General features: G+C 71.7%; 22 protein-coding genes and 6 pseudogenes. 22 read left to right on the top strand and 6 right to left on the bottom strand.

What is annotated here, in order from left to right; genetic code table 11:
• Nucleotides 1–14: 14 nt before the first annotated feature.
• From LRS04_RS16270 to LRS04_RS16200, 16 genes and pseudogenes are all read left to right on the top strand, one after another.
• A pseudogene (locus LRS04_RS16270) lies at nucleotides 15–134 on the top strand (hypothetical protein); the annotation flags it as partial.
• 97 nt (nucleotides 135–231) lie between these two features.
• Nucleotides 232–2,355 (top strand): type IV secretion system protein, encoded by a 2,124-nt coding sequence (locus LRS04_RS28140; protein ID WP_374576593.1) that lies wholly within the window; start codon nucleotides 232–234, stop codon nucleotides 2,353–2,355.
• The gene (locus tag LRS04_RS16255) at nucleotides 2,355–2,573 is read left to right on the top strand and encodes an EexN family lipoprotein (protein ID WP_257817247.1); all 219 of its coding nucleotides are present in this window, start codon (nucleotides 2,355–2,357) and stop codon (nucleotides 2,571–2,573) included. The genes LRS04_RS28140 and LRS04_RS16255 overlap by 1 nt, the downstream gene beginning before the upstream one ends.
• Entirely contained in the window at nucleotides 2,573–3,505 is a 933-nt protein-coding gene (locus LRS04_RS16250) for a type IV secretion system protein (protein WP_257817246.1), read from the top strand. The genes LRS04_RS16255 and LRS04_RS16250 overlap by 1 nt, the downstream gene beginning before the upstream one ends.
• Nucleotides 3,506–3,640: 135 nt before the next feature.
• A complete protein-coding gene (locus tag LRS04_RS16245; RefSeq protein WP_257817245.1) occupies nucleotides 3,641–3,895 on the top strand; it encodes a helix-turn-helix domain-containing protein in 255 nt (84 codons plus the stop codon).
• A pseudogene (locus LRS04_RS28135) lies at nucleotides 3,895–4,812 on the top strand (HipA domain-containing protein); the annotation flags it as partial. The gene LRS04_RS16245 and the pseudogene LRS04_RS28135, both read left to right, overlap by 1 nt.
• Before the next feature lie 151 nt (nucleotides 4,813–4,963).
• A complete protein-coding gene (locus LRS04_RS16235; protein WP_257817243.1) occupies nucleotides 4,964–5,227 on the top strand; it encodes a hypothetical protein in 264 nt (87 codons plus the stop codon).
• Nucleotides 5,224–6,277 (top strand): annotated as a pseudogene (locus LRS04_RS26995) (virB8 family protein). The gene LRS04_RS16235 and the pseudogene LRS04_RS26995 overlap by 4 nt, the downstream one beginning before the upstream one ends.
• Nucleotides 6,274–7,128, top strand: a complete 855-nt coding sequence (virB9, locus tag LRS04_RS16225; RefSeq protein ID WP_257817242.1) for a P-type conjugative transfer protein VirB9 — start codon at nucleotides 6,274–6,276, stop codon at nucleotides 7,126–7,128. Before LRS04_RS26995 ends, virB9 begins: the two are co-directional and overlap by 4 nt.
• A gap of 396 nt (nucleotides 7,129–7,524) precedes the next feature.
• Complete coding sequence (locus LRS04_RS16220) at nucleotides 7,525–8,217, top strand: TrbI/VirB10 family protein (protein ID WP_308238367.1); 693 nt, start codon at nucleotides 7,525–7,527, stop codon at nucleotides 8,215–8,217.
• Nucleotides 8,214–9,215: a P-type DNA transfer ATPase VirB11 gene (virB11, locus tag LRS04_RS16215; protein ID WP_257817241.1), complete on the top strand. Its 1,002-nt coding sequence runs from the start codon at nucleotides 8,214–8,216 to the stop codon at nucleotides 9,213–9,215. The genes LRS04_RS16220 and virB11 overlap by 4 nt, the downstream gene beginning before the upstream one ends.
• Nucleotides 9,136–10,281 (top strand): annotated as a pseudogene (locus LRS04_RS16210) (type IV secretory system conjugative DNA transfer family protein); the annotation flags it as partial. The gene virB11 and the pseudogene LRS04_RS16210, both read left to right, overlap by 80 nt.
• Nucleotides 10,277–10,594, top strand: a pseudogene (locus tag LRS04_RS28130) (TraM recognition domain-containing protein); the annotation flags it as partial. The pseudogenes LRS04_RS16210 and LRS04_RS28130, both read left to right, overlap by 5 nt.
• Nucleotides 10,521–10,742, top strand: a pseudogene (locus tag LRS04_RS28125) (hypothetical protein); the annotation flags it as partial. The pseudogenes LRS04_RS28130 and LRS04_RS28125, both read left to right, overlap by 74 nt.
• 174 nt (nucleotides 10,743–10,916) lie before the next feature.
• A complete protein-coding gene (locus tag LRS04_RS16205) occupies nucleotides 10,917–11,045 on the top strand; it encodes a hypothetical protein (RefSeq protein ID WP_257817239.1) in 129 nt (42 codons plus the stop codon).
• On the top strand, nucleotides 11,038–12,021 hold the full coding sequence (locus LRS04_RS16200) for an LPD7 domain-containing protein (RefSeq protein WP_257817238.1): 984 nt from the start codon (nucleotides 11,038–11,040) through the stop codon (nucleotides 12,019–12,021). Before LRS04_RS16205 ends, LRS04_RS16200 begins: the two co-directional genes overlap by 8 nt.
• Before the next feature lie 235 nt (nucleotides 12,022–12,256).
• Here the strand turns inward: LRS04_RS16200 and LRS04_RS16195 are convergent, their stop codons facing one another.
• The gene (locus LRS04_RS16195; protein ID WP_257817237.1) at nucleotides 12,257–12,646 is read right to left on the bottom strand and encodes a hypothetical protein; all 390 of its coding nucleotides are present in this window, start codon (nucleotides 12,644–12,646) and stop codon (nucleotides 12,257–12,259) included.
• 54 nt (nucleotides 12,647–12,700) lie between these two features.
• The gene (locus LRS04_RS16190; RefSeq protein ID WP_257817236.1) at nucleotides 12,701–13,813 is read right to left on the bottom strand and encodes a helix-turn-helix transcriptional regulator; all 1,113 of its coding nucleotides are present in this window, start codon (nucleotides 13,811–13,813) and stop codon (nucleotides 12,701–12,703) included.
• A 181-nt stretch (nucleotides 13,814–13,994) separates the two neighbouring features.
• Here LRS04_RS16190 and LRS04_RS16185 point away from each other — a divergent pair, with 181 nt between their 5' ends.
• Nucleotides 13,995–14,537 (top strand): RNA polymerase sigma factor, encoded by a 543-nt coding sequence (locus tag LRS04_RS16185; RefSeq protein WP_257817235.1) that lies wholly within the window; start codon nucleotides 13,995–13,997, stop codon nucleotides 14,535–14,537.
• Nucleotides 14,538–14,597: 60 nt separating this feature from the next.
• Here the strand turns inward: LRS04_RS16185 and LRS04_RS16180 are convergent, their stop codons facing one another.
• Nucleotides 14,598–15,179 (bottom strand): DUF11 domain-containing protein, encoded by a 582-nt coding sequence (locus tag LRS04_RS16180; RefSeq protein WP_257817234.1) that lies wholly within the window; start codon nucleotides 15,177–15,179, stop codon nucleotides 14,598–14,600.
• Between the two features lie 22 nt (nucleotides 15,180–15,201).
• Between LRS04_RS16180 and LRS04_RS16175 the strand changes: the two genes are divergently transcribed.
• The 3 genes from LRS04_RS16175 (at nucleotide 15,202) to LRS04_RS16165 (ending at nucleotide 17,806) form a co-directional block, all read left to right on the top strand.
• A complete protein-coding gene (locus LRS04_RS16175) occupies nucleotides 15,202–15,393 on the top strand; it encodes a hypothetical protein (protein WP_257817233.1) in 192 nt (63 codons plus the stop codon).
• A gap of 443 nt (nucleotides 15,394–15,836) precedes the next feature.
• On the top strand, nucleotides 15,837–17,357 hold the full coding sequence (locus tag LRS04_RS16170; protein ID WP_257817232.1) for a hypothetical protein: 1,521 nt from the start codon (nucleotides 15,837–15,839) through the stop codon (nucleotides 17,355–17,357).
• Nucleotides 17,255–17,806: a S8 family serine peptidase gene (locus LRS04_RS16165; protein ID WP_257817231.1), complete on the top strand. Its 552-nt coding sequence runs from the start codon at nucleotides 17,255–17,257 to the stop codon at nucleotides 17,804–17,806. Before LRS04_RS16170 ends, LRS04_RS16165 begins: the two co-directional genes overlap by 103 nt.
• A 7-nt stretch (nucleotides 17,807–17,813) precedes the next feature.
• Here the strand turns inward: LRS04_RS16165 and LRS04_RS16160 are convergent, their stop codons facing one another.
• The gene (locus tag LRS04_RS16160) at nucleotides 17,814–19,616 is read right to left on the bottom strand and encodes a DUF11 domain-containing protein (RefSeq protein ID WP_257817230.1); all 1,803 of its coding nucleotides are present in this window, start codon (nucleotides 19,614–19,616) and stop codon (nucleotides 17,814–17,816) included.
• A 45-nt stretch (nucleotides 19,617–19,661) separates the two neighbouring features.
• On the bottom strand, nucleotides 19,662–20,600 hold the full coding sequence (locus LRS04_RS16155; RefSeq protein WP_257817229.1) for a CsgG/HfaB family protein: 939 nt from the start codon (nucleotides 20,598–20,600) through the stop codon (nucleotides 19,662–19,664).
• Nucleotides 20,601–20,764: 164 nt separating this feature from the next.
• Between LRS04_RS16155 and LRS04_RS16150 the strand changes: the two genes are divergently transcribed.
• Both LRS04_RS16150 and LRS04_RS16145 read left to right on the top strand, forming a co-directional pair.
• Complete coding sequence (locus LRS04_RS16150) at nucleotides 20,765–21,040, top strand: hypothetical protein (protein WP_257817228.1); 276 nt, start codon at nucleotides 20,765–20,767, stop codon at nucleotides 21,038–21,040.
• Between the two features lie 896 nt (nucleotides 21,041–21,936).
• Entirely contained in the window at nucleotides 21,937–22,269 is a 333-nt protein-coding gene (locus tag LRS04_RS16145; protein WP_257817227.1) for a PRC-barrel domain-containing protein, read from the top strand.
• 387 nt (nucleotides 22,270–22,656) lie between these two features.
• Here the strand turns inward: LRS04_RS16145 and LRS04_RS16140 are convergent, their stop codons facing one another.
• Nucleotides 22,657–22,818: a hypothetical protein gene (locus tag LRS04_RS16140; protein WP_257817226.1), complete on the bottom strand. Its 162-nt coding sequence runs from the start codon at nucleotides 22,816–22,818 to the stop codon at nucleotides 22,657–22,659.
• Nucleotides 22,819–23,148 lie beyond the last annotated feature (330 nt).

Here is a 23,148-nt window from a genome sequence, read left to right as displayed (position 1 = left end):
GCCCGATCGCGGCCATGCTGGGGATCAAGGAATACCCGGCGACCACCCGTCCGGGCCTCTGGGACGGCCTGCTCTCCGCCCCCTTCCCGCTCCTGGCCTCACAGTCGTTCAGCTTCCTGTCCAAGACCGCCGCCCAGGCGGTGATGACCCGCAAGCAGAACCAGATGCTGTCCGCGCGCGACCGCGCCCGCCTCGCAGGTCGACGACCTCGACACCGCGCTCGACGCGCTGATGTCGAACCGGTTCGTGGTGGGCGAGCACCAGGCTTCGGTCCTGGTCTACGGCGAGACGCCGCGCGAGCTGGCCGGCCACCTCGCCGCGGCCCGCGCGCTGCTGGCCGATTCCGGCCTGGTGGCGGCCCGCGAGGACCTCGGCCTCGAAGCGGCCTTCTGGGCCCAGTTCCCCGGCAATTTCCGCCTTCGACTGCGGCCCGCGGCGATCACGAGCCGCAACTTCGCGAGCTTCGCCCCCTTCCACACCCATCCGACGGGCCGCGCCACAGGAAACCACTGGGGGCCGGCGGTCACGGTGCTCAGGACCTCGGCGGGATCGCCGTACGCCTTCAACTTCCACGTGGGCGACCTCGGCCACACCTTCATCTGCGGCCCGTCCGGATCGGGCAAGACGGTCGTGCAGAACTTCATGCTCGCGCAGCTCGAGAAGCTCGGCGCGCAGCAGGTGTTCATCGACAAGGATCGCGGGGCGGAGGTCTTCGTCCGCGCCTGCGGCGGAACCTACCTGTCGCTGATCCCCGGCCAGCCGACCGGCTTCGCGCCGCTGAAGGCGCTCTCCGACACCCCCGCCGACCGCGCCTTCCTGGGCGCGCTCGTCCGCCAGATGGTGCGCCATGGCGACGAACCCCTGTCGCCCCAGGACGAGGCGGCGATCGACGCCGCCGTGGCGGCGCTCCTGCCGCTGCCGGCGCCCCGGCGCTCGGTCTCGGCGCTCCGCTCCCTGCTCGGCCAGCGGGACGCGGGCGGGATCGGCGCGCGCCTGGATCGCTGGCGCACGGGCCAGGCGCTCGGCTGGGCCCTGGACGGCGGGACCGACGCTCTTCCGCTCGACGCCGCCTTCCTGGGCTTCGACATGACCCACGTGCTGGACGCGCCAGACGTCCGCACGCCGCTGATGATGTACCTCTTCCACCGGCTGCAGCAGCTGCTGGACGGCCGGCGGCTGGTGATCGACGTGGACGAATTCTGGAAGGCGCTCGGCGACGAGGCCTTCCGCGGCCTCGCCCAGGACGGCCTGAAGACCTTCCGCAAGCAGAACGCGCTGCTGGTGCTGGGCACCCAGTCGCCCGCGGACGTCCTGCGCTCGCCGATCGCCCACACGATCGTCGAGCAGTGCGCCACGAAGATCTACCTGCCCAATCCGCACGCCGCCGAGCGCGATTACGTGGATGGCTTCGGCCTCACCCAGCGGGAGTTCGCGCTGGTCCGGGACGAGCTCTCCCCGGCGCAGCGCCGCTTCCTCGTCAAGCAGGGCCTGGATTCGGTCGTAGCCGAACTCGATCTCACCGGCCTGGACGACGCACTCGCCGTCCTCTCCGGCCGCACCGAGACCGTGGACCTGCTGGATCGGATCCGCGCCGCCCACGGCGACGATCCGGCCGACTGGATGGCCCCCCTTCCAGGCCGCGCGGAGGCGCCTGCCATGAAATCCCGGCTCCCTCTCACTCTGGCGTGGGCCCTGGCCACCGCCCCGCCGGCCTCCGCCCAGATCGTGGTTCACGATCCGACCAGCTACGCCAGCCTGCTGAAGCAGGCGACGACCGCCCTCGACCAGTTGAAGGAACTTCAGGCGCAGGTCGCGGAGGCGAAACGGCTCTACGACGGCTTCAACACCGCCTCGGGGGCCGGCGCGTTGGCGGGCGCGCTCAAGTCCCCCGAGCTCCGCGCCTTCATCCCCGACATCGACAGGTATGTCGCCGCCGCCAGGGGCGACCTGGGCGCGCTGGGCGAGCTCGGCCGCCGGGCGGCCGGAATCCGCGCCGACCAGCGGCTCTACACCGCGCCGGCCGACGATCCCCTCGGCCAGGCCCTTGAGCGTGAAGGCGATCGCGCCGCGCGGGACCTCGCGCTTGGCCAGGCGGCCGCACAGGCCGGCGCCAAACGGCAGGCCGGCCTGGAGGAGCTTCTGTCCGCGCTCGATTCGGCTCCCGACGTCCGCGCCGTGCTCGATCTGCAAGCGCGGCTCCTGGCGGAGCAGGCCATGGGCCAGAACGACCAGATGCGGCTGCAGGGCCTCGCCATGGCGCAGGACGCCGAAGAGCGCCTGCAGGCGCAGCGGAACCGCGAGCGCGCCGCCGCCGCCCGCGAAGCGCGGCTGCAGCGCTACCGGAGCGGCTTCTGATGCGTCTCTGGATCCTGATCAGCGCGCTCGCGGCAGCGGGCTGCAGTCCGTTGCCGCGGGACATCTCGTGGTTCGCGGTCCACCCGGAGGAGGCGCAGCGCGTCGTGACCGCCTGCGCCAGCGGTGCGCAGTTCACCGATTGCGAGAACGCCCGCGTCGGCCTTGGCCGAGCCAAATCGTTGTCTCGCGAGACGCGATATCGGTCGGGTGCGCACTGATGGCCGGCGAGCTGCGCATCTTCAGCCCGGCGTACGCCTATGTGGACGGTAAGCTGGACGCTTTCCTGGACCAGGGCGTCAGCAACGCGGCCGGCCAAGTGGCGGGGCCCGTCCGGGCGGCGCTGGTGCTCTACGTGCTGCTCTACGGGTTCGCGATCCTGCGCGGCGCCATCGCCGAGCCGTTCATGGACTTCGCGATCCGGTCGGTGAAGCTCGGCCTGGTCGTGATGCTGGCCACCACGGCCGCCTATGGCCCGTGGGTCGCCCAGCCGCTCTTCCATGTCCTGCCGGACACCCTGGCCCAGGCGATCGGCGGGGGTTCGGCCGGCGACGCCGGCCAGGCCTTCGACCAGTTCTTCAACCGGGCCGCCTACCTCGGCGAGAAGATCGCAAGGGAAGCCGACCTCACCGACTGGCTGCCGCTGCTGCTCAGCGGCGCGGTCTGGGTCTGCGGGGCGCTGGCGGCGGCGTTGGGGTTCGGCATCGTCACCCTGGCGAAGGTGGCCCTGGCCTTCCTCGTGGCGCTCGGGCCGATCTTCATCGCCTGCGCGCTCTTCGAGGCCACCCGCCGCTACTTCTTCGGCTGGCTCGGCCAGGCTGTGAACTACCTCGTCCTCTTCGCCCTGATCCTGTCGGTATTCCAGATGGTGCTGGCCATCGTCGCCGAGCAGTGGGTCGCCATCGAGGGCGACGATCCCATGGCCGGCGGGCTGATGTTCGTCGCGCTGTGCCTGCTCGGCGCGATCTTCTTCCTGCAGGTCCCGGCCATCGCCGCCGGCATCGCCGGCGGCGCGAGCGTCGGCCTCGCCGACTTCGCCAACACCGCACGTCTCGGGCGGCCCGCAGCACGGCCGGCGTCGTCTTCCGACGGAAGTCGCGGTTTCACGGCCCCCGAGGGGGGCTCGATCCGGCAGGTCAGGACCACACGCTAGAAGCTGGCGGCGCGGGCGTCCGGGAAACCAAGTGCATACCTATGCGCGTTGGACGATATTTCACTATTATGTTGATTTCCACATAAAGAAGATATATGTCAAAACGCGCATAATGGATTATTTCTGGAGACGCTTGTGCCGCCCGCCTTCGCCCGCTCCGCCAAACAGCTTGGACATGTCGTTCAACAAGTCCGCCAGGGGCGCAAGCTCACGCAGACGGAACTGGGGCGTCTGGCAGGCCAGCGGCAGGAGATGATCTCGAAGATCGAGACTGGCCACAGCGGCATGAAGGTCGCGACCCTGTTCGACGTGCTCGCCGCCCTCGACCTCGAGGTCACCATCGTCCCGCGCAGCAAGAGCTCTGCAGACGAGGTCGGGGATATCTTCTGATGCCGCGGCGGCGGGCGCACGAGCCCCTCAACGTCTTCATCAACAACCGCCTTTGCGGCCGCCTCGACAAGGAGCCAGGCGGCGCGATCCGTTTCCAGTACGACGCGACCTGGCTCGACTGGCCGCCGGCCTTCCCGATCTCCCTCTCGCTGCCGCTACGCCCGGCGCCGTGGCGTGGCGAACCCGTGGTCGCGGTGTTCGACAACCTGTTGCCCGACAGCCCGCAGGTACGTCGCCGGGTCGCCGAACGCACCGGCGCCGGCGGCGTGGACGCGTTCAGCCTCCTGGAGCAGATCGGACGCGACTGCGTGGGGGCGATGCAGTTTCTGCCTGCCGGCGAAGCAATGGACGCGCTGCAGCCTGCGAAGGGCGTGCCGCTCGGCGACGAAGAGATCGAGGCCATGCTCGCCGATCTCTCGCGTAGCCCGCTCGGTATCGACACCGAGCAGGAGTTCCGCATCTCCGTGGCCGGCGCCCAGGAGAAGACGGCGCTGCTGCGTCACGACGGCCGATGGATGCGTCCGCTGGGCACGACGCCCACGACCCATATCCTCAAGCCTCAGCTGGGCGAAATTCCGACGCCCTGGGGGCTCATCGATCTGAAGCACAGCGTGGAGAACGAGCACTATTGTCTCACCTTGCTCGGTTGCTTCGGCCTTCCCGTCGCCCGAACCGAGATGGCCACCTTCGGCCGACGGCGCGTCCTGGTCGTCGAGCGGTTCGATCGCCGGTGGCGCGACGGGACGCAACTCCTGCGCTTGCCGCAAGAGGACTTCTGCCAGGCGCTGTCGATCCCCTCGAGCCGCAAGTACCAGAGCCAGGGAGGGCCAGGCGTGGTCGACCTGCTGAAGAAGCTGGGCGAAGGCGATGACCCCTTGGCGGACCAGGCCCTGGTGCTGAAAAGCCAGATCCTGTTCTGGCTGATCGGTGCGACGGACGGTCATGCCAAGAACTTCAGCGTCTTCCTGCGCCCGGGGGCGATTCCGGCTGACGCCCTTCTACGATGTCCTGAGCGCCCAACCGGCCTTCGACGCGAAACGGATTCCGCACCGGAACTACAAGCTGGCCATGTCCGTCGGCGCGCGCCCGCACTATGGGATCCTCGACCTGCATGGCCGTCACTTCGTCGAGACGGCGAAGGCGGCCGGCCTCGGGCAGAAGACGATCCGGACGGTCATCGAAGACGTCAGCGCCGAGGCGAGCAAAGCCGTCGAGGATGCGCGACGCGCGATGCCCAGCGACTTTCCGGACGTCGTGCACGACTCGATCGCCGCCGCCATCCAGGCCCGCCTGCCTCGCTTGCAGACAGCGGACGACGCCCCGGCGAGATGACGCGCCCACGGGCGCGCGACGTCCGGCGCGAGCCGCACCTCGGGCGCCGGGACCAAGCGTGTCGCCGGTCGCGGGAGGGAACTTACGCCCTGCCCGTGCACCCGGTGGCTTGGCAGGGTCATCACCCGAGAGGTGAACATGCCAAACCCTCCAATCCTGCGGCTCCATCCCACCGCGCGCCTGCGCGCCCTCGCTGCGCTCGCCCTGGCGGCGATCCTGGCCGCCGCCTGCGCCCTCTCCGCCCGGGAGCCGGCAGCCTGCCAAGGCGCTCGCCGCTCGGCGAACCCGAACGGGACCGTTCTGGCGGCCGAACCCGCGGCGGCGGCCCTACCCGGCCGCGGCGCGGGCCAGTGCGCGAGCGGCCGGCCATGACCGGCGTGCCCTCCCCGGACCTGAAGGCCTACTTCGCGGAGTCCCGCAGCTGGGACCAGGACCGCCTGGCCGCCGCCCTCCGGTCGCGGCGCCTGGCCTGGGCCGTCGCCGCGATCGCCGCCGGCCTGGCGGGCGCGGCCATGGCGGCCGTCGCGGCCCTCACGCCGCTCAAGACCGTCGAGCCCTATGTGGTGCGGGTCGACCGGACAACGGGCGCGGTGGAGGTCGTGCGTGGCCTCTCGTCGGCCGGGCCCGCGACCTATGACGAGGCGGTCACCAAGTCCTTCCTCGCCTCCTATGTCCGGGCCCGGGAAGGCTGGCTGCCGCAGGCGGCGGAGTCGAACTTCCGCCAGGTGTCGATCATGTCGACGCCCGAGGAACAGCAGCGCTGGGCGCTGGCCTTCCGGCCGACCAACCCCTCGAGCCCGCAGGTCGCCTACGGAGCGGCCGCCGATGCACAGGTCGCGATCCGCGCCATCAGCTTCGTCGCGCCAGGCGTCGCCAACGTCCGGTTCCACCGCACCGTCCGGCGCGGCAGCCAGCTCGAGGAAGTCGGACTGGATCGCCACCGTGGCGTTCGCCTACACCAAGGCGCCCATGGGCGAGAGCGACCGCCTCCGGAACCCGCTGGGTTTCCAGGTCTCCTCCTACCGCGCCGATCCGGAGGTGATCCGATGAACCTCCGCGCCGCCCTGCTCATCGCCGCGCTTGCCCTCCTGGCCGGGGCGCCGGCCACGGCCGCCGAGACGCCGCGACCCGGCCGCGCCGACCCGCGCATCAAGACCATCGACTACGATCCGCAGCAGGTGGTCCGCATCGTCGGGACCTTCCGGTCCGCCACCCAGATTCGCTTCGCCGACGACGAGACGATCCTGCACGTGGCGCTGGGCGACACCTCCGGCTGGGAGGTGGCGCCCGAGGGCAATCTGCTGTTCGCCAAGCCGACGACGGTGCGCCCGCCGACGAACCTGATCGTCACCACCCGCCTCAGTGGCGGCGGCGCGCGCCACTACACCTTCGAGCTAGCGACCCGCAGCGGGGCGACGGCGCGGACCTCGCCCGACACCTTCTTCGTGGTGCAGTTCCGTTATCCCGACACGGATCGCCTCACGCTGCAGGCGGCGCTGGCGGCAGAGGCCCAGGCGCTGGAGCGCCGGGTGCTGCAGCTCAAGCTCGACCGCGGCGTCCTCGAAGGCGCTCGCAACCTTGCCTACGACGTGCAGGGCTCGGCGGCGATCGCGCCCTCCGAGGTGACGGACAACGGCCGCTTCACCGTCCTGCGTTTCCCAGGCGCGCAGGCCCTGCCGGCCGTCTATGCCGTGTCGCCCGACGGATCCGAGGGATTGGCGCCCTTCGACGTCCGCGGCGAGTTCCTGGTGGTGCACCAGACGGCGGCCCAGCTCCGCCTGCGCCGCGGCCGCGAAGTCCTTTGCATCTTCAACCTCGCCTACCAGCCGTCGGGCCGGCCCAGCGGGACGGCCACCGCAACCCCCGACGTCGACCGGACCCTGCGGGAGGCCCGGCCATGACCCACGCGCCCGACCCGCCCCCGACCCAGCCGGATCCGCCCCTCGACCGGACCATCTCGCCGGTTTCCGGGCGCCTCGGCGGCGCGGGCGGCGGCAGGCTGCTTGGCTTCGCGGGCCTGCTGGTCGGCTGCGGCGCCGTCGCGCTCGCGACCTGGAGCACCGAACGCCCCAAGTCGGCCGCCCCGCGGAACGTCCCGGCCCGCCAGGTCGTGGCTTTCGAGCCGGCGCACGATGCGCCGACGCTCGCGGCCCCGGGCCCGGGTGCGCCGCGGCTGGACGGCCGCGATGCGATCTACGTGCCCGCCATAGACCCGGCCGCCCCTGCCGAGCCGGCCCGTCGGGCGTCGACGGTCCCCTCGCCTCGCGAAACCGCCCCGCCGTCGCCGCTGATGGCCTATTCGCGGGCCGGCGCGGACGTGCGCCCTGACCCGTCGCCGACCGTTCCCGCCGTCGCCGCACCCCGATCACCCAGCGAGCTGGACGAGCTCAGGCGCGGTTCGCAACTGGCCCGGGCGACCGCGGCGCCGATCGGCGACCGCAACTTCCTGGTCCTGGCCGGCGCCACCATCCCCCTGCGTCCTGCAGACCGCCATCGACACCACCACGGCCGGATATGTGACCTGCCTGATCGGCCGCGACGTCTATTCGGACAATGGCGCGGTCGTGCTCCTCGAGAAGGGCGCCCGGGTGCTGGGCGAGTACCGGACCGGCATGCGGCAGGGACAGGACCGGATCTTCGTGCTCTGGACCCGGGCGGTCACGCCGAGCGGGATCGCGATCCCCCTCGCCTCGCCGGCCAGCGACGCGCTCGGCCGCGCCGGGTTCGGCGGGACCATCGACACCCACTTCTGGGACCGGTTCGGGGCCGCCATCCTCCTGTCGGTCATCGACGGCGGGGCGGCGGTGGTGATGGACCGGGCCGGCAGCGGCGACAGCTTCCGGCTTCCGTCCGACGCCGCCGGCCAGGCCGTGCAGCAGGGCGCCAACATCCCGCCGACGCTGCGCAAGGCGCAGGGCGGCGAGGTGGCGATCCAGGTCGCCCAGGACCTCGACTTCTCGTCGGTCTACGACCTGCGGGCGCGGCCATGAGTTATGACCCCGCGATCCTGACCCACTACCTGGCGCCGATCCGCGCGGCGCTCGACGCGCCCGGCGTCACCGAGGTGGTGGTCAACCGTCCCGGCGAGTTCGGCGTCGAGACCGAGGCGGGATGGCGCTGGGTCCCGGCGGCCGAGCTCACCGCCGAGGCCCTGACGCGCATAGCGGTCGCCGCCGCCGCGGCCACCGCACAGGACGTGAACCGCGAGCAGCCGGTCTGCTCGACTGTCCTGCCGACCGGCGAGCGCTGCCAGATCGTGCTGCCGCCCGCCGCCGAAAGCGTCTCGCTCACCCTCCGCAAGCCCTCGACCAAGGTCTTCGCTCTGGAGGAGCTGGCGCGGCGCGGCTTCTTCGCCGAAACCGCCGGCGCGGTCACCCGGCTCAGACGATCGGAAGCGACCATCGCCGCCCGGCGTGACGCCCGGGACTGGCCAGGCTTCTTCCGGGCGGCCGTCGTCGGCCGCCGGAATATCCTGGTCTCCGGGGCGACGGGGTCGGGAAAGACCACCTTCGCCAAGACGCTGATCGGCCTGATCCCGGCGGATGAGCGGCTGATCACCATCGAGGACGCCCGCGAGCTCGTCGTCCCCCACCGCAACGCCGTGCATCTGCTCTACGCCAAGGATGGCCAGGGCCTCGCCAGGGTCGGTCCGAGGGAACTCCTGGAGAGCGCGCTGCGCATGCGACCCGACCGGATCCTGCTGCAGGAGCTGCGCGACGCCTCGGCCTTCTTCTACCTGCGCAACGTCAACAGCGGCCACCCCGGTTCGATCACCACGGTGCATGCCAATTCCGCCGCCCTGGCCTTCGAGCAGCTGACACTCCTGGTGAAGGAGAGCGACGCCGGCCGCGACCTCCACCGGGACGACATCCGGCAGCTCCTGACGTCGCTCGTCGACATCGTCGTGCATGTGGAGCGTCGGAACGGCCGCTTCCGTCTGGCGGAGGTGTGGCATGAGCCGCTTCGCGCACACGCCGTGGCCGCTTAGGGCCCTCTTCGCGGGGGGCGGCGCCCTCCTGGCGCTCGGCGTCGCAGCCGGCCTGGCCGTCGCCATCGCCCTCGCTGGCCTGGGCCGGCTCTCACCGAATCTCGACCCGGCCGCCGTGCCGGCCTGGCTCTGGTACTACCGCTTCGATCCGGACGTGCAGCGCTGGCTCAAGGTCGGCGCCCTGAGCGCAGCCGGGCTCACCCTGATCACCACAATCGGGCTGGCCGCCCAGATCCGCCGGCCGCTGCACGGCGCGGCGCGCTGGGCGAACGAGGCCGAGATCCGCCGCGCGGGCCTCCGCGCCAGGACCGGGATCCTGCTCGGCCGGAAAGGCGGCCGGCTGCTGACCTTTGGCGGACAGGAACATGTGGTGCTCTACGCGCCGACCCGGACGGGAAAGGGCGTCGGTGTTGTGATCCCCAACCTGCTGACCTGGCCGGGCTCCGTCGTCGTCCTCGATGTGAAGCGGGAGAACTGGCAGGCCACCGCAGGCTTTCGGGCGGCCCACGGCCAGCAGGTCTTCCTCTTCGACCCTCTCGACCCGGAGGGCCGCACCGCACGCTACAACCCCCTCGGCCACATCGACCGCACCGACCCGGCGGCGATCCTCGACGACCTGCAGCGGATCGCGGCCATGCTTTTCCCGCATCCGGCCAATGCCGATCCCTTCTGGGCGGAGTCGGCGCGCGTCGGCTTCATCGGTGTGGGCGCCCTGCTCGCGGAAACCCCCGAGCGCCCCCTCACCTTCGGCGGCATCTATGCGGAACTGACCGCCGGCGACCCGCGCACCCGGCTTCCGGCGCTGGTCGCGCAGCGCCAGAGGGACGGCCGGCCGCTGTCCGCCGGATGTGTCCGGGCGGTGACCGATTTCACCGCCTCGTCGGAGAACACGTTCGCCAGCGTAAGGCAAAGCCTGACGGCGAAGTTGAATCTCTGGCTCAACCCCCGGGTCCGTGCGGCGACGGCCCACAGTGACTTCGACCTGGCCGCCCTCCGGAGCCGGCCGACCTCGATCTACCTCGCGGCCTCGCCCGACAACCTGGCCCGGCTCGCGCCGCTCTATGCCCTGCTGTTTCAACAGCTTGTCGACCGGTCCTGCCGTGAACTGCCCGACCCTGCGCAGTCCCCCCCACCAGGTCCTTCTTCTGCTCGACGAGTTCGCCCGGCTCGGCCACGCCGAGGTGCTGGCCAAGGCCTTCGCCTATGTGGCGGGCTACGGCTTGCGCCTGCTGCCGGTCCTGCAGAGCCCCGCACAGCTGCGGGCCGAATACGGCGCCGACGCCACCGAGGAGATCCTCGCGAACTGTGCGGTCGAGATCGCCTTCGCCACCAAGGAGCTGCGCCTGGCGCGCGAGCTCTCCGAGCGGCTGGGCGACACCACCGTGCGCACGCCATCGCGCAGTCGCCCGAGCGGACTCTCCCGGGGGCGCCGCAGCGTCAGCGAGATCCGACCAGCGCCGCGCCCTGCTGCTGCCGCAGGAGGTCGCCCAGCTGTCCGACGACGAACTGATCATCCTCAAGGCCGGCCTGCCGGCCATCCGCGGGCGCAAGCTGAGGTACTTCCGCGAGGCGGCCTTCCGGCGCCGGATCCACGCGCCCCCGCCGTGCCAGCGCTCACGCGGGAGGCGGACGATCCCCCCGCCGGCGCCCCTGCCCGCACCATCATCCGCCGAGCCGCTGACCCTGGACGCCATCGTCCCGATGCTCGCGACCGAGGACCTGGACCCCCTGCCGCCGGAAGGCGCCACCCCGGCCGAGGTCGAGGCCTGGGTCGAGCGCTACATCGACACGTCCGCGCGACTGCCCGTGATGGAGACCGGCCGTGGCTGAAGACCTCAACCTCCTCGCGCCGCAGACCTCGTCCCGCCCATCCTCGGCTGGAGACGTGCCCGAGCAGGTCCGCCGCCGCTACCTGACGCAACGAGGCGGAGGTCCGGGACTTGGCTTCTACGCCGACGTCCGCGCCGAGGTGGCCGCCTTTCGGGACCAGGGACGGCGCCTCACGACCAGCCGCAACGATCCCCACGTGGTGCGCGACCTTGTGGCCATCGCAAAGCATCGCGGCTGGTCGAGCGTCAGCGTGCGCGGCCATACGGAGTTCCGGCGCGAGGTCTGGCTCCTGGCCGCCAGCGCCGGCCTGGAGGTGCGCGGCTACCGTCCGACCGAGCTCGACCGGGAAGAGGCCCGCCGGCGGGTCGGGCCCGGTGCTGCCGGAGCATGCTTCCAGGGACGGCGATGCCCGGCTTCGGGTCGTGGAAACCGTCGTGCGCGCCCGGGTCCCCGACATAGCCCAGCAGGACCGCATCCTGCAGGCCGCCCGTGCGCGGCTCGCGCACTGGCTGGAACGCGGCGCGACGTTCGAGACGACCGTGGGTCGGGAGCGGGCGCGCCGCTGATGGCTCCGTCAGACGGAGACCTTGGCCGCCGCCAATTTGCTGATGGGTCCGGAGTAGCTCACCAGCCACGTTCCGGACCAAGCCGCGGCCAGTTCGCCTACACCTCGACTTCGGAGGTTTACGGCGACCCGCTCGTCTCGCCGCAGCCTGAGAGCTATCGCGGCTCGGTGGACTGCACCGGTCCCCGTGCGGCGTATGACGGAAGCAAGCGCTGCGTCGAGGCCCTGCTGTTCGAGGCGCACCGCGCGCACGGCACACGGGTGAAAGTCGCGCGGCTCTTCAACGTCTTCGGTCCCCGCACCCGCATGGACGACGGCCGGGCGGTCTCCAACTTCGTCTCCCAGGCTCTCCGCGCTGCCGGCTCGAACGCCGCGTCCGCCGCTGGTTCTACGACCACGGCCCCGGCGTGACGGCCGCCGGCATCGGCGCCGTCTGCGTGCTCGCAGCTGTCGCCACCCTCAAGCTCGCCGGACTGCTCGGATAACGCGGCCCAGGAGCGATCAGGCTTCCGGGTTCGGCTGCGGGGTGAGCCCAATGAGGCGCGCTCTAACCAGCGAAGGGCAGGAGCGGACATTAGGCCATGCCGAAGAGCGGACCTAAGCATGCGATGCCTACCGGACTTCCGGCAGCCCGCGGCCTACCGTTTCATCGACGATGACGGGAGCGGGCGACTGTCGGTGAAGTTGAAGACGCACTTTCCCCCGTCACGGCGAAGGGCTTCACGACCACGGGGCTTGGAAAGGTCCCCACTGGCGTCGAGTTCGGATGCTTGTAGGTCAGAGTGTAGGTCCCCGCCGGGAGGGCGAAGGTGCGTGGCGCGCTGCTCAGGCCGAGCGAGGGGAAGACATACTGCGTCCCGCCCCGACGGAAGGTGTAGTCGAGGTTCGTCAACGACATCAGCCGCACCCGGACCGTGTTCACCCCGCCAGGGGTCACCTCGCAGATGCTGTCGACGCCGGCGATCTGGGCGAAGACCGGCGCGGCCGCGATAGAAAGGGCGAGCGCCAGCGCCGCCAGTGGGGCTCCGGGGGTCATCGGCATCTCCTGTTCACAAGGTGCAGGAGAAGTCGCGGTTACGCCGCGCCCGGTTCAATAGGCCAACCGCCCGAGCAACTGGATTACCTCGGCCTGGCCGCGCGCGCCGGTCTTTCGTGAGATGCTCTGCAGGTGGACCCGGGCGGTGTTCACCGCCATGCCCGCATTGGCGGCCGCCCGCACCAGGCTCGCGCAGCGCACCAGCTCGATCGCCAGCGCGGCCTCCCGATCGCTCAGGCCGAAGACCGAGCGCAGGGCCTCATGCGACGGAAGGCGGGCGGCGGCGAGATCCTGGATGTGGATGACGCAGGCGATACCCCGACCGGCAAGGAAACGCTCCTGGCGCGGCGCGGCCATCACCGAGACCACATACGGGGACCGCCCCGAGGGGCGGCTGACCAGCACACGCCCGCCGGGCGCCTCGGCCGGAGAGCTCAGCGCGGCGTGGACCAACTGCTGCAGGCGGCGGGTCTCCGGCGGGCGGCGGGTCGCGAACGCGTCGGCCACGAGCGCGAGCCCGTCCCCCGCCTCCAGGATGGCGCGGGCGGCGTCGTTCACGAACATGAGGCGGCCGCGGCGGTCGAGCAGCACCATGCCCTCCGCCTTTCTCGCCAGCGCCTCCAGCAGGTGGTTCCGGCTCGCCGCGGCGCTGTCCACCACCATGCCGATCGAGATCGCCTGCTCGATGTGCGGCGCGAGGCGACGAAAAGCGGCGATCATGGCGTCGGACGCGTGTCCCTCCCTTGCGGTCGGCAGGAGGGCGAAGGCCCCGCGCATGCCCTCGGGCAGGCGGAGGGAGACCCCGAGCTGATACGTCACCCCGATCGCATCGACGCAGTCCCGCGTGCGGCGGTCGCGTCCGATCGCTTCCACGTCATAGAGCAGATGGTCGTAGTACACAGAACCCGCGGCCACCCCCTGCAAGTATGGAAGCCGCGGATCGTTGGCGTAAAGCTCGCTGCCGTAGTGCTCGAGCGCCACCTCGACGGGCTTGCCATGGACTTCGACCGCCAGAGTCTTCCAGTTGGCGTCGGCGACATTGATCACGTTGTGGTCGATACGGGATCTGCTCGCGATGGTTGCAAGCAGAGCGGACCACGGAAGATCGCCAGCTGCCGCCCCGTAGAGTTCGGCCACGAGCTTGTCGTGTTCGGCGTGGCTGAGCATCTCGTCCCCCGCCCGAGACCTGGGCGCCGCCCGGCTAAAGACCTAGTCCGAATAGACTAGCCGCGAAAGACCCTCGGTCGTCGAACCGCGATTATTACTTCGCAGGGACCGGATTTCAGGCTGGGGGGCGGCTCTGCGCGGTCATATCGCCGAGACGAGCGAGGCCGCCCGCACTGCGGGCTTGTCCACCGCCGACCTGCTGCGGCTGATCGCGGCTGGCGACCGCGCGGCCTTCACCCGCCTCTACGCCGACACCCGCCCGGACCTGACCCGCTACGCCGCCGCCATGCTGGGTGGCGACGCCGACGCCGCCAGCGACGTGGTCGACGAAGCCTTCCTGAGCCTCTGGCGCGAGGCCGGCGCTTACCGCGGCGAGGGCAGCGCCGACGGCTGGATCCGCCGCATCGTCCGCAACAAGGCGGTGGACTGGCTGCGGAGTCGCCGCGAACGGCCGACCAGCGACGCCGAGACCCAGCGTCATGCGGCCCTGGCGGACGAAACGGACAGCCCGGAAGCCTCCACCGAGAAGGCGCAGGCCGCACGCCGGCTGCGCGCGGCGCTGGAACGGCTGAGCCCGAGCCACCGCGAGGTGGTCTGGCTCTGCTATTTCGAGGAGAGGTCCGTCGCCGAGATCGCCGTCATCGCCGGCTGCCCCGAGAATACGGTGAAGACCCGGCTCTTCCACGCGCGCAAGCTGCTCCGCACGGAGCTGGAAGCCGGCTGACGCCGGCGACCGGGCGACGGACCCGTCCCCCGATCCCCGGCGTCGTCCCTCGACGAGGCCCTAGGGCATCGTCACCTTCACGTTGGACGTGTTGTTGGCGACATTGGTCTCGGCCACCGCTCCGCCCTGGGTGACCTTGGCGCTGTTCTGGAAGGTGCCCTTACCCTTCACTGTGAAGGACAGGTACACGGTGATCGACTGCCCGCCCGGGATGGGCGAGACGATCGTGCAGCTGATCGGCGCCGCATACGGGCCTGCGCCCGGGCAGGCCACATTGCCGCTCGCGCCCGTGTAGACCGTGCCCGCCACGACGTTCGACAGCGTATCGGTGAGGACGAGCGGGGCGACGGTCGGGACAGTCCCATTGTTCGTCACCTTGATCGCGCAGGTCACCGAGCGGTTCGCGCCGAGCTTGCACTCCTTGCCGACGCTGACATCCGGCGGCCCGCCGCCGCCTGTCCCCTTCACGGTGATCCGGACGCAGATGTTGGTGTTGTTGGCCGGGTTGGGATCCCGCGGGGTCGTCGGGTTCGAGCCCGTGGTCGCCGAGGCGCAGTTGCTGAAGGTGCCCCCCGAGGCGGGCAGCTTGAAGTAGAGGAATGTCGTCCCCGACGAGCTGTACGCGGTCGGGCCGCCGGGCATCAGCGAATGCGGTCCGGAACAGTTGATCACCGCCGGCGCCGCGCCGGTCGGCGTCGAGCAGCCAAAGCTGCCGCTGGCGCTGGTGAACGTCGTGCCGACCGGCGCCGTGATGGTGTCGACGATGTTGACCGGGGCCACCGAGGGCACGCCGCCGACGTTGAAGACGTCGATCGTACAGAAGATCGCCGTCGGTCCCTTCGATGGATCCAGGTGACAGTTCTTGGCGACCTTGATGTCCGGGGCGCCAGCCCCCGGCGGCGGCGGGACCGGCGAGCAGTGGGGTGGCGGCGGCCAGCGCGATGAGCGGGCCAGCGGACGCGCACGCCAGGCGGCGTCCGAGGAGAGAAAGGCTGCGGACAGCCTGAGCGTATCTCATGACGTTCTCCGAGTAATGTTGGGATGCCACTGGCGTGCGTCGCAACGTCGTCTGGATGTGTCCCTCGGACCCGGACCCCGACACTCAGCACAGCATCAGGTCGCGCCGCCGGCCGATCCGGTTCATCCACGTCGCGACATTCCCGGCATTCCCGCCCGGAGGGCCTCGCCAGCGCCGCGTTTGAACCCGCGCGCGTCCGCCAACGACCAAGAGGGACGCGGGGGGCCAGTGGCCTGCTGCGATCTGGGGAGCGGCCGCGCGGCCGGGGCTCGCGAGTGGCGATGACGGGCGACGACGACAATCCGCAGGGCCTCGTCCAGCTGCTGCCGTTCTACGCCACCGGCAACCTCGGGGCCGAGGACCGGGCCCGCGTCGAAGCGGCGCTGGCCGTCGACGCTTCGCTGCGGCAGGAGCTGGAGGCCGTCCAGGCGCTTCGCAGGATGGTGCGCGAGGGCGCAACCGGTCTCGCCCGCGAGCCCCGGGACGCCGAGCTCCGCCTCCGGCGGCTGCTGGCCAGGCTCGGCCCACCGGGCCCGCGGGTGCTCGGCGCCCAGCCGGAGCGGCCGACGTCGCGCGGCGTCGCCTGGAAGGTCGCCTTCGCGGCCTCGACCGCCGTCGTGGTGGCGCAGGGCGCGATCATCGCCTGGCAGGCGGCAGGCCCCCATCGGAGCTACGAGACCCTGGCGGGCCCTGCGGCTTCGCGGACCTCGGCCGACCTGCTCGTCACACCGGCCGCCGACGCCCGCTGGGGCGACGTCCAGGCCCTGCTTGCCCGCCGTAGGCTGGAGATCGTCGGCGGCCCCCCGCGACGGCGGGCTCGACGTCGCCGTCCGCGCCGGCGGCTCGCCCGAGGCGGAGGCCGAAGCGCTCCGCGCCTCGCCGCTGGTGGACTTCGCCGGCGTCGTCAGATGAGCCTCGGCCGGACGGCGATCGCCGCGCTCGCCGCGTGCTTGCTCCCGGGCGCGATGATCGCCGCCCAGCACCCCGACGTCGCTCCCCCGCCCGGCAAGGTCGCGCCCACGGTCCCGCCCGCCGCCAGGGACGAGCCGACCGCGCCCGCCCCGCCGTCTTCGCGGTCTCCGCCGCACAAGACGCCCCTAACGCCCGTGGCTCCACCGCCCGTGCACCGGCCTGCGCCGGCGAACCCGCCACCGCGCGTCGAGGGCCCGCCCCTCGCCCCGGCGCCGCGCGCGCCGCCGATGCGGGACGCCGCCCTGCCGCAGGAGAGTCCCGGGGTGGTCCTCTTCCTGCTGCGCGAGACCGCGGATCCCCGGACCGCCGCGAAGGGCGCGGGCGTCGAGCTCGCTGAGACAACGGCCCTCACCGCCATCGGCCTGCGCCTGGCCGTGGGGCGGCTGCCGCCCGGCGACACGCCGGCCGAGGCGGTCCGGCGGCTCGAGCGGCGGCCGGAGGTCGCCTGGGCCCAGGCCGACCACCGCTACCAGTCGCTGTCCGCCTCCGCCCCTCCCGCAGCGTTCGTCCTCCACGGGCTGGACGCCGCCCAGCCAGCGACCGGGGTCGTGGCGATGATCGACACCATGGCGGCCGGCGACCACGAGGCCTTTCGCGGCGCAGCGCTCCAGCAGCGGTTCTTCCGGTCGCCGGTGGCGCCGGCGGCCCACGGCACGGCCGTCGCCTCGCTGATCGTCGGCCGGGCGGGCGCCAGGGGACCGCGCGCGGCGCCCGGCTGGTCAACCTGGTGGCCTTCGTCCAGGTCGCCCCGGACGGGCCGCCGCTATCGGAGACCCGCCATCTGGCGAGGGCGCTCGACGCGGCGATCGCGCTGCAGCCGAACGTCCTGAACCTCTCGTTCGGGGGTCCCGAGGACCGCCTGCTGGCCCGGCTGGTCGAGGCTGCGGACGCCCGGGGGATCTGTCTCGTGGCGGCGGCCGGCAACGGCGGGTCCGCCGGGCGGACGCCCTTCCCGGCCTCGCACCCGAAGGTGCTCGGCGTCACCGCCGTCGATGTGCGGCTGGCCCCCTATCCCTGGTCGACACCAGGCACGGCGATGGACGTGGCGGCGCTGGGGGTCGACCTGGTGGCGGCGGTCCCGGGCGGCTACCGGCGGGTTTCAGGATCGTCCTATGCGTCGGCCATCGTCTCTGGGGCGCTCGCCCGCACGCCAGCCTGCGCCCGCGATCGGAACCCTGCGGCCATGCGGGCCGCCGTCGTCCAGGCCGCGCGCGACCTGGGCGCCCCGGGCCGCGACCCGCGCTTCGGGGCCGGGCTCTTCCGCCTGCCGGTCCGCTGAGCCGCCGTCAGCGCCGGACCGCGCCGCCGTCGCCGACCACGGGCGCCTCGCCCTGCACGGCCACGGCGACGCAGGCCCGGTTGTTGGCCTGGGCCAGGTCCTGGACGATATAGGCCCCGCCGATGCTGACCGTTGCGCACTGCTGGCCGGTTCCGGCCTTCGCCGCTGTGGCGGTGATACGGATCTGCGGCATCGGCGCGCCGGCCGGGACGATCACACCGCCCCCGTGCGTGCAGCTCACGGCGAGGCCTGCGACCGAGCAGGTCCAGGCCGGGCCGCCATCGGCGACGACCGGACCGACGAACATCGGAGGCAGGGTGTCGCTCACCCTGACGACCGCCGTAAAATACTCCACGAACGGCACGGGATTGGACGGCGGCGGGTTCAGGTCGAGCGGCTGCGGCGCGGCGTTCAGCGGAGTCACCACGTAGGTGACGCGTTGGCCCGCGGACACCGCCGATGGCCCGGACTTGCGGATCCCCACATCGAAGGGCAGCGCCAGCCGCTGGACCCGCCCCTCCGAGCAGCCGCGGCTCTCCGACGGGCCGATGGGACCCGTGGGGACCGGCCGCCGCGCCAGGTCCGTGCAGTTCACGAACGGTCCCTCGCCGCCGGCGATCGCCGTCAGCGTGACCGGCGGCAGCGGCGCGTTCGGCGCGACCGGCGGGCCGACATAGCGGCAGCCGACCACCGCCGGCGTTCCGGACGAGACCGTGCAGGTCCAGCCCAGGCCGCTGGCCCGCACCTGCGTGAACTGGGTCGGCAGGGTGTCGGTGAGCGTCACCCCATCCGCCGCGCCGATCGCGACCCCGCCATCGTTGCGCGCGTCCAGCGTCCAGCGCGCCGACTCGCCGAGCCGCAGGTTCGCCGGGCCGGTCTTGCGGACGTTCAGGCCCGCGAACTGCCCCGGCGCCGCCAGCTCGCCGCGCGCGCAGGCCCGGTTGTCCCGCGGATTGCGGTCCATCACCCTGCCAAGGCTCACCGTGGCGCAGGCCTCGAAGCGAGGCCCGCCGCCGGCCTGAGCGCTCAACGAGATCGGCGCGAAGGCGCCGCCCGCCATGACCAGCGGCCCCGCGTAGTCGCAGGTGATCGTACGGCCCGCGCCCGAGCACATCCAGCCCGCCCCGCTCGCCAGGAGCGGGCCGGTGAAGCCCGGCGGCAGCAGCTCGACCACCCGCACGCCGCTCGAGGCGTCGAGCGCGCCGGGTCCGTTGTTGAAGGGGGTGACGGAGAACCTGACGGGCTGCCCCGGCGCCGCCGGGCCGAGCGCCTGCTTGCGGACGCCGACGTCGAAGGCTGGACGGATGACGGACCTGGCCCGGACATCAAGGCAGGCGCGGTCGTCGTCCGGGTTCAGGTCCTCGCCCGGCCCCGTCACGCGGACGCAAGGGTTGAACGCCCCCTCCCGCGCGACCCGCACCTCCAGGGTGATCGGGGCCGCCAACGCACCCGGCGCCAGCTCGCCGCCGGCGTAGGCGCAGGTGAATGTCGCCCCCGCCACCCGGCACGACCAGCGCGCGCCGCCGGCGTTCCCCAGCTGCAGGCCATCGGGCAGACCGCCGGAGACCTGCACCTCCCCTGAACCGACGCCCGCGGGACCACGGTTGGCGACCATCACCGTGAACCGGGCCGGATCGCCCGCGGTGACCGCCGTCGGACCGCTGTAACGCACCGAAAGGTCGGCGCGCCGGACGCCGGGCCCGCGGACGTCGTCGACGGCGGACTTGCCGGCCGGCTGGGCCATCGGCGCGCCCGCGGCGGCGAGCGTCAGGATCGCCGCGCAGGCGACGGGCAGGCGGAAGGCGGCCATGACAGGGCTCCCGGGAAGGCTGGATGTCGGGGTGGAGGCGCGGGCCTATTCCGCGCGCAGCAGGTCGCCGCGGGCCGGCGCCTGGCCGTCCACCAGGCTCGCCACCGAGACCTTCTCGCGCACGGTGTCCACGCGGATGCGCCCGAGCCGGGTCATCTCCACGTCGAGCACGGTCCCGGTGCCGGGATCGGTCAGCGCCTCGCCCTTCCGATAGATGGCGAAGACCATGCCCGGGGCGACGTTCTGATCGGCTCCCGCATTGATGTAGACGGACGGCCCCCGGCTCTCGACCACCAGGCCCGACCAGGGGACGGCGCCGGCGTCGAGGGCGATCCGCTCGACCGCCTTCTTGATGGCGTCCTCCACGGCCTTGCCGAGCGCCGTGCCCTTCAGCGCGTTGAGGCCGAGGGTCGAACCGTCCGACCGGTTGGCGAGGCCGGCGTCGGCTTCCTGCGTCGCAGCGACGCCGTCGGCGGCGACCGTGGAGATCACCTGGCCGGTGGTGGTGTCGATCAGCCGGAGCGAGATCGCCACCGAGGTCTTGCGGTTCTGGAGGCCGCCGCCCATGGCGCCCAACAGGGCGCCGCCTGGCAGCCCGGAAACCCGGACGCCCGCGGTCCCGGCGTTCGGATTATACTTGGTGATTGCGCCCCGCACGAGGAGGCCGGCCCCGATCAGCCGGCTGGACTGCGCGGCGGTCTCGCCGCCCGCGGAGCCGCTCTGGCCGAGCTGCTGCTCGGTCTGGATCGCCCCCAGCCCGGCCCGCTCCACGACCACGAACCGGCCGTCGGCGATCAGCACGTCGGTCAGCATGGCGGTCAGGCCGTCCGCCGCGACCATTCCTGCCGTCAGTTCCGCGCCGCCGAAGCTGTCGACGGCGATGGTCTTCTTGAGGCCGGCCTGCGCCGCCGACGGCGTGGCCGCAGCCACCCCGCCCGCCAGAGCCAGGAGGACGGCGAACAGGCTCAGGATGCGGGGCTTCATCGATCTCTCCAACGGTCTCGTCAGAGGTCGGGGGTGGGAGCGCGCCAGGTTCAATGGCCACGGCCGGCCTGAGAATTTGAACCGGTCAGCGCCCCGTCGCGACAGGTCCTCACACGGGCCAGCGCCGGACGACGGGGCCAGCCCAGGCAGGATCGGAGAACGACATGAAGAACGCGATCATGGCGCTTGGCGCTGCGCTGGCCCTCGGAGCCCTCGCCGCGCCACCGGCTGCGGCGATGACCCAGGCCGAACTCGACAAGGAATGCACCCGGATCTGGGGACCGCCCGACCACCACTACACGCCCAACGGATGCGTGAAGGGCAAGCTCGTCCGCGCCAAGGCGGACGCCGACAAGCGGGTGCTTCTCATGGGCCCGCTCACCAAGGCCCCCCGACAAGACCGCACCCGCAAGGATCTCCGACCAGGCCGCGCCCGGTAACCTCAGCTCCTTCAAGAAGTAGGTCATCGAGCACCGATGCGGGACGCCGACCGAGTCGGCGTCCCGCATCCGCGCCGCCGCGTCCCGCCGCGCGCAGAGGGCGGCCGGGCTCAGGCGCAGCACGGCCGATGGGCGCCACAAGCGGACGTTGGAGGCCGGCCCAGAAGCTGACATTGAGATCGCCACCCTCGCCAGGCAGCCTTTGCCATCAGGAGACCAGGCGAGAGACCGTGCTAGCGACCTTGGCCCGGTTCTCCCCGGTCGGGCCGGTCTTCGTCTTGAAGCTGAAGTCAACGCCTCCCGCTTGCGTGCAATTTCGATTTCCTCCAGCACATGGCCCACGCGCCCAACGCACCGAGGCCCCTGACAACAGCACCCCGATGAGATCTCCGGCCAGGGCGGGGCAGTCGCTTCGTGCAGACGCAGTCGCCGGCGAACCCATGTGCGTTCTGGCATGTCGGTCCCGCAGCCTCAGGACTGCGGTGGGACGACGCGGCGACGCAGATCAGTCAACCAGGTCAAGCCGGGGCGGCTGGGCAGGCCCGAATGCTCTTGGCGCGGTCGCTCCGGTGAAGCTGCCTCAGGACGGCTCCGTCGTTCGGCTCGTGACCGCTCGCGCCGGCGAGGTAGCGTCGATCGTCCCGCCCGCCCAATCCGTCGCTTGGTTGAACGGGTCGGCGGCGCCGATAAGGCGGAGCCGTTCGAAACTCGGAGCGCACTTCCTCAAGATCCTGCCGGTGCGCGAGGTCCATCAGCTCGCGGTGAACACCCGGGAGCCAGAACCATCGTAGAAGTGAGAAGGAGACGAACATGAGCGAACAATCCAAACGCCATCCGTGACCGATCGCGCAACCCGGTCGGCAGCGCCGGAGCATCCACTTATCCCGGCAGGCCGCGTGAGCGGCGCCGATGTCTACAGTCCGTCGGGCGACAAGCTTGGCAAGATCGAGGACGTGGCGCTCGAGAAGGTGGGCGGCGAGGTAGCCTATGCTATTCTCAGCTTTGGCGGCTTCCTCGGTCTTGGGGCTGACTACCATCCGGTGCCGTGGCGCATGCTCCGCTATGACGTGGAACGGCGTGGATATGTGATCCCGTGCGAGTCGGACCAACTTGCGGAGGCGCCCGGAATCCGCCGCGAGGACCTCATTGGCTGGGACGACAGCTCGGTGCGCGACGCCATCTACGCCTTCTACGAACCCTACGGGGCGCGGCCGTACTGGATGCTTTGAGGGGGTGTTCGCGGCGGCTGTCGGGCTCGACACCGCGCGGCCCGTGGCCGCCGCGCGAGGGGCAGGAGCCGGCCGGTTCGACGGGCCTTTTCCCGCACAGGCCGCGGCCGCGTCGGAAAAGGGCGACGCTTCCCGGGGGACCGTCATGGACCGCGGTCTTCGCCCGTCCTTTCGCAGCGTTCCGAGCAGATGGAACGGCGGTCGCGGCCGTCCGTCCTTCTGCGCCCGCCGGCCTCGCCGATCCGGACGCCTTGGATGTGGTCGGCCTCGTGGTCGCCCTACGCTTGCTGGCCGGCGCGTTCTCGAAGGCGACGCCGAAGCGTCTGGCGAAGATCCTCTAAGCGGCATTGCGCCGGCGCCCGGACGGTCACCCCAACAGTTCCTCGCCTATCTGGCGGCCGACGTCGCTGACGGCGGCCCGTCCAGTGCAGGCGGGCGGTTCGCGTCATAGAGGAGGAACGCCACGGTCCCCGCGATCGCGAACGCGACGGCGATCAGGATCATGGTAATGGGCCGCCGACGGGTTACGGGATCCTTGCTGCCGGCCATGTGAGCTCCGCTAACCAACTTCACCTTTCACAGAACGTTTGCGGCGCTGGTCGGGTTCTCGGCTGCAGCCGCTGCGCGCCAGCAGGCCTTCGCGGGCGCTCCCGATCCGCAGAGCCTCATCCGAGGCCGACTGCGGGAGCCGACTTGCCGTTTCGCGCTGAACCGTCCGCGCGCCGAGGTTCTCCATCAACGAGACGGCCAACCCCGACGGTACGTGTGCGAGGGGCGCCCGCCGGTCGGCATTGCGTCAAAAGCCGCTGTTGAGAGGGCCTGTGCTTCAAGCTGGCCGGGCGGACCCCGCGCGGCTGAAGAATCCTGACCGCGCAGCTT

It is taken from the genome of Phenylobacterium sp. J367 (genome assembly GCF_024699985.1).
Lineage (GTDB): Bacteria > Pseudomonadota > Alphaproteobacteria > Caulobacterales > Caulobacteraceae > Phenylobacterium.
The sequence above is the reverse complement of the archived record's forward strand: the minus strand, read 5'-3'. Positions and strand labels throughout refer to the sequence as shown.

Coding starts and splice junctions, on each gene's coding strand:
- virB9 (WP_257817242.1), top strand. CDS start 6,274: ATGAACCTCCGCGCCGCCCTGCTCATCGCCGCGCTTGCCCTCCTGGCC.
- LRS04_RS16170 (WP_257817232.1), top strand. CDS start 15,837: ATGACGGGCGACGACGACAATCCGCAGGGCCTCGTCCAGCTGCTGCCG.
- LRS04_RS16160 (WP_257817230.1), bottom strand. CDS start 19,616: ATGGCCGCCTTCCGCCTGCCCGTCGCCTGCGCGGCGATCCTGACGCTC.
- LRS04_RS16250 (WP_257817246.1), top strand. CDS start 2,573: ATGGCCGGCGAGCTGCGCATCTTCAGCCCGGCGTACGCCTATGTGGAC.
- LRS04_RS16255 (WP_257817247.1), top strand. CDS start 2,355: ATGCGTCTCTGGATCCTGATCAGCGCGCTCGCGGCAGCGGGCTGCAGT.
- LRS04_RS16190 (WP_257817236.1), bottom strand. CDS start 13,813: ATGCTCAGCCACGCCGAACACGACAAGCTCGTGGCCGAACTCTACGGG.
- LRS04_RS16140 (WP_257817226.1), bottom strand. CDS start 22,818: ATGGCCGGCAGCAAGGATCCCGTAACCCGTCGGCGGCCCATTACCATG.
- LRS04_RS28140 (WP_374576593.1), top strand. CDS start 232: ATGTCGAACCGGTTCGTGGTGGGCGAGCACCAGGCTTCGGTCCTGGTC.
- LRS04_RS16150 (WP_257817228.1), top strand. CDS start 20,765: ATGAAGAACGCGATCATGGCGCTTGGCGCTGCGCTGGCCCTCGGAGCC.
- LRS04_RS16235 (WP_257817243.1), top strand. CDS start 4,964: ATGTCCGTCGGCGCGCGCCCGCACTATGGGATCCTCGACCTGCATGGC.
- LRS04_RS16205 (WP_257817239.1), top strand. CDS start 10,917: ATGCTCGCGACCGAGGACCTGGACCCCCTGCCGCCGGAAGGCGCCACC.
- LRS04_RS16155 (WP_257817229.1), bottom strand. CDS start 20,600: ATGAAGCCCCGCATCCTGAGCCTGTTCGCCGTCCTCCTGGCTCTGGCG.
- virB11 (WP_257817241.1), top strand. CDS start 8,214: ATGAGTTATGACCCCGCGATCCTGACCCACTACCTGGCGCCGATCCGC.
- LRS04_RS16180 (WP_257817234.1), bottom strand. CDS start 15,179: ATGCCCGGCGGCCCGACCGCGTACAGCTCGTCGGGGACGACATTCCTC.
- LRS04_RS16195 (WP_257817237.1), bottom strand. CDS start 12,646: ATGACCCCCGGAGCCCCACTGGCGGCGCTGGCGCTCGCCCTTTCTATC.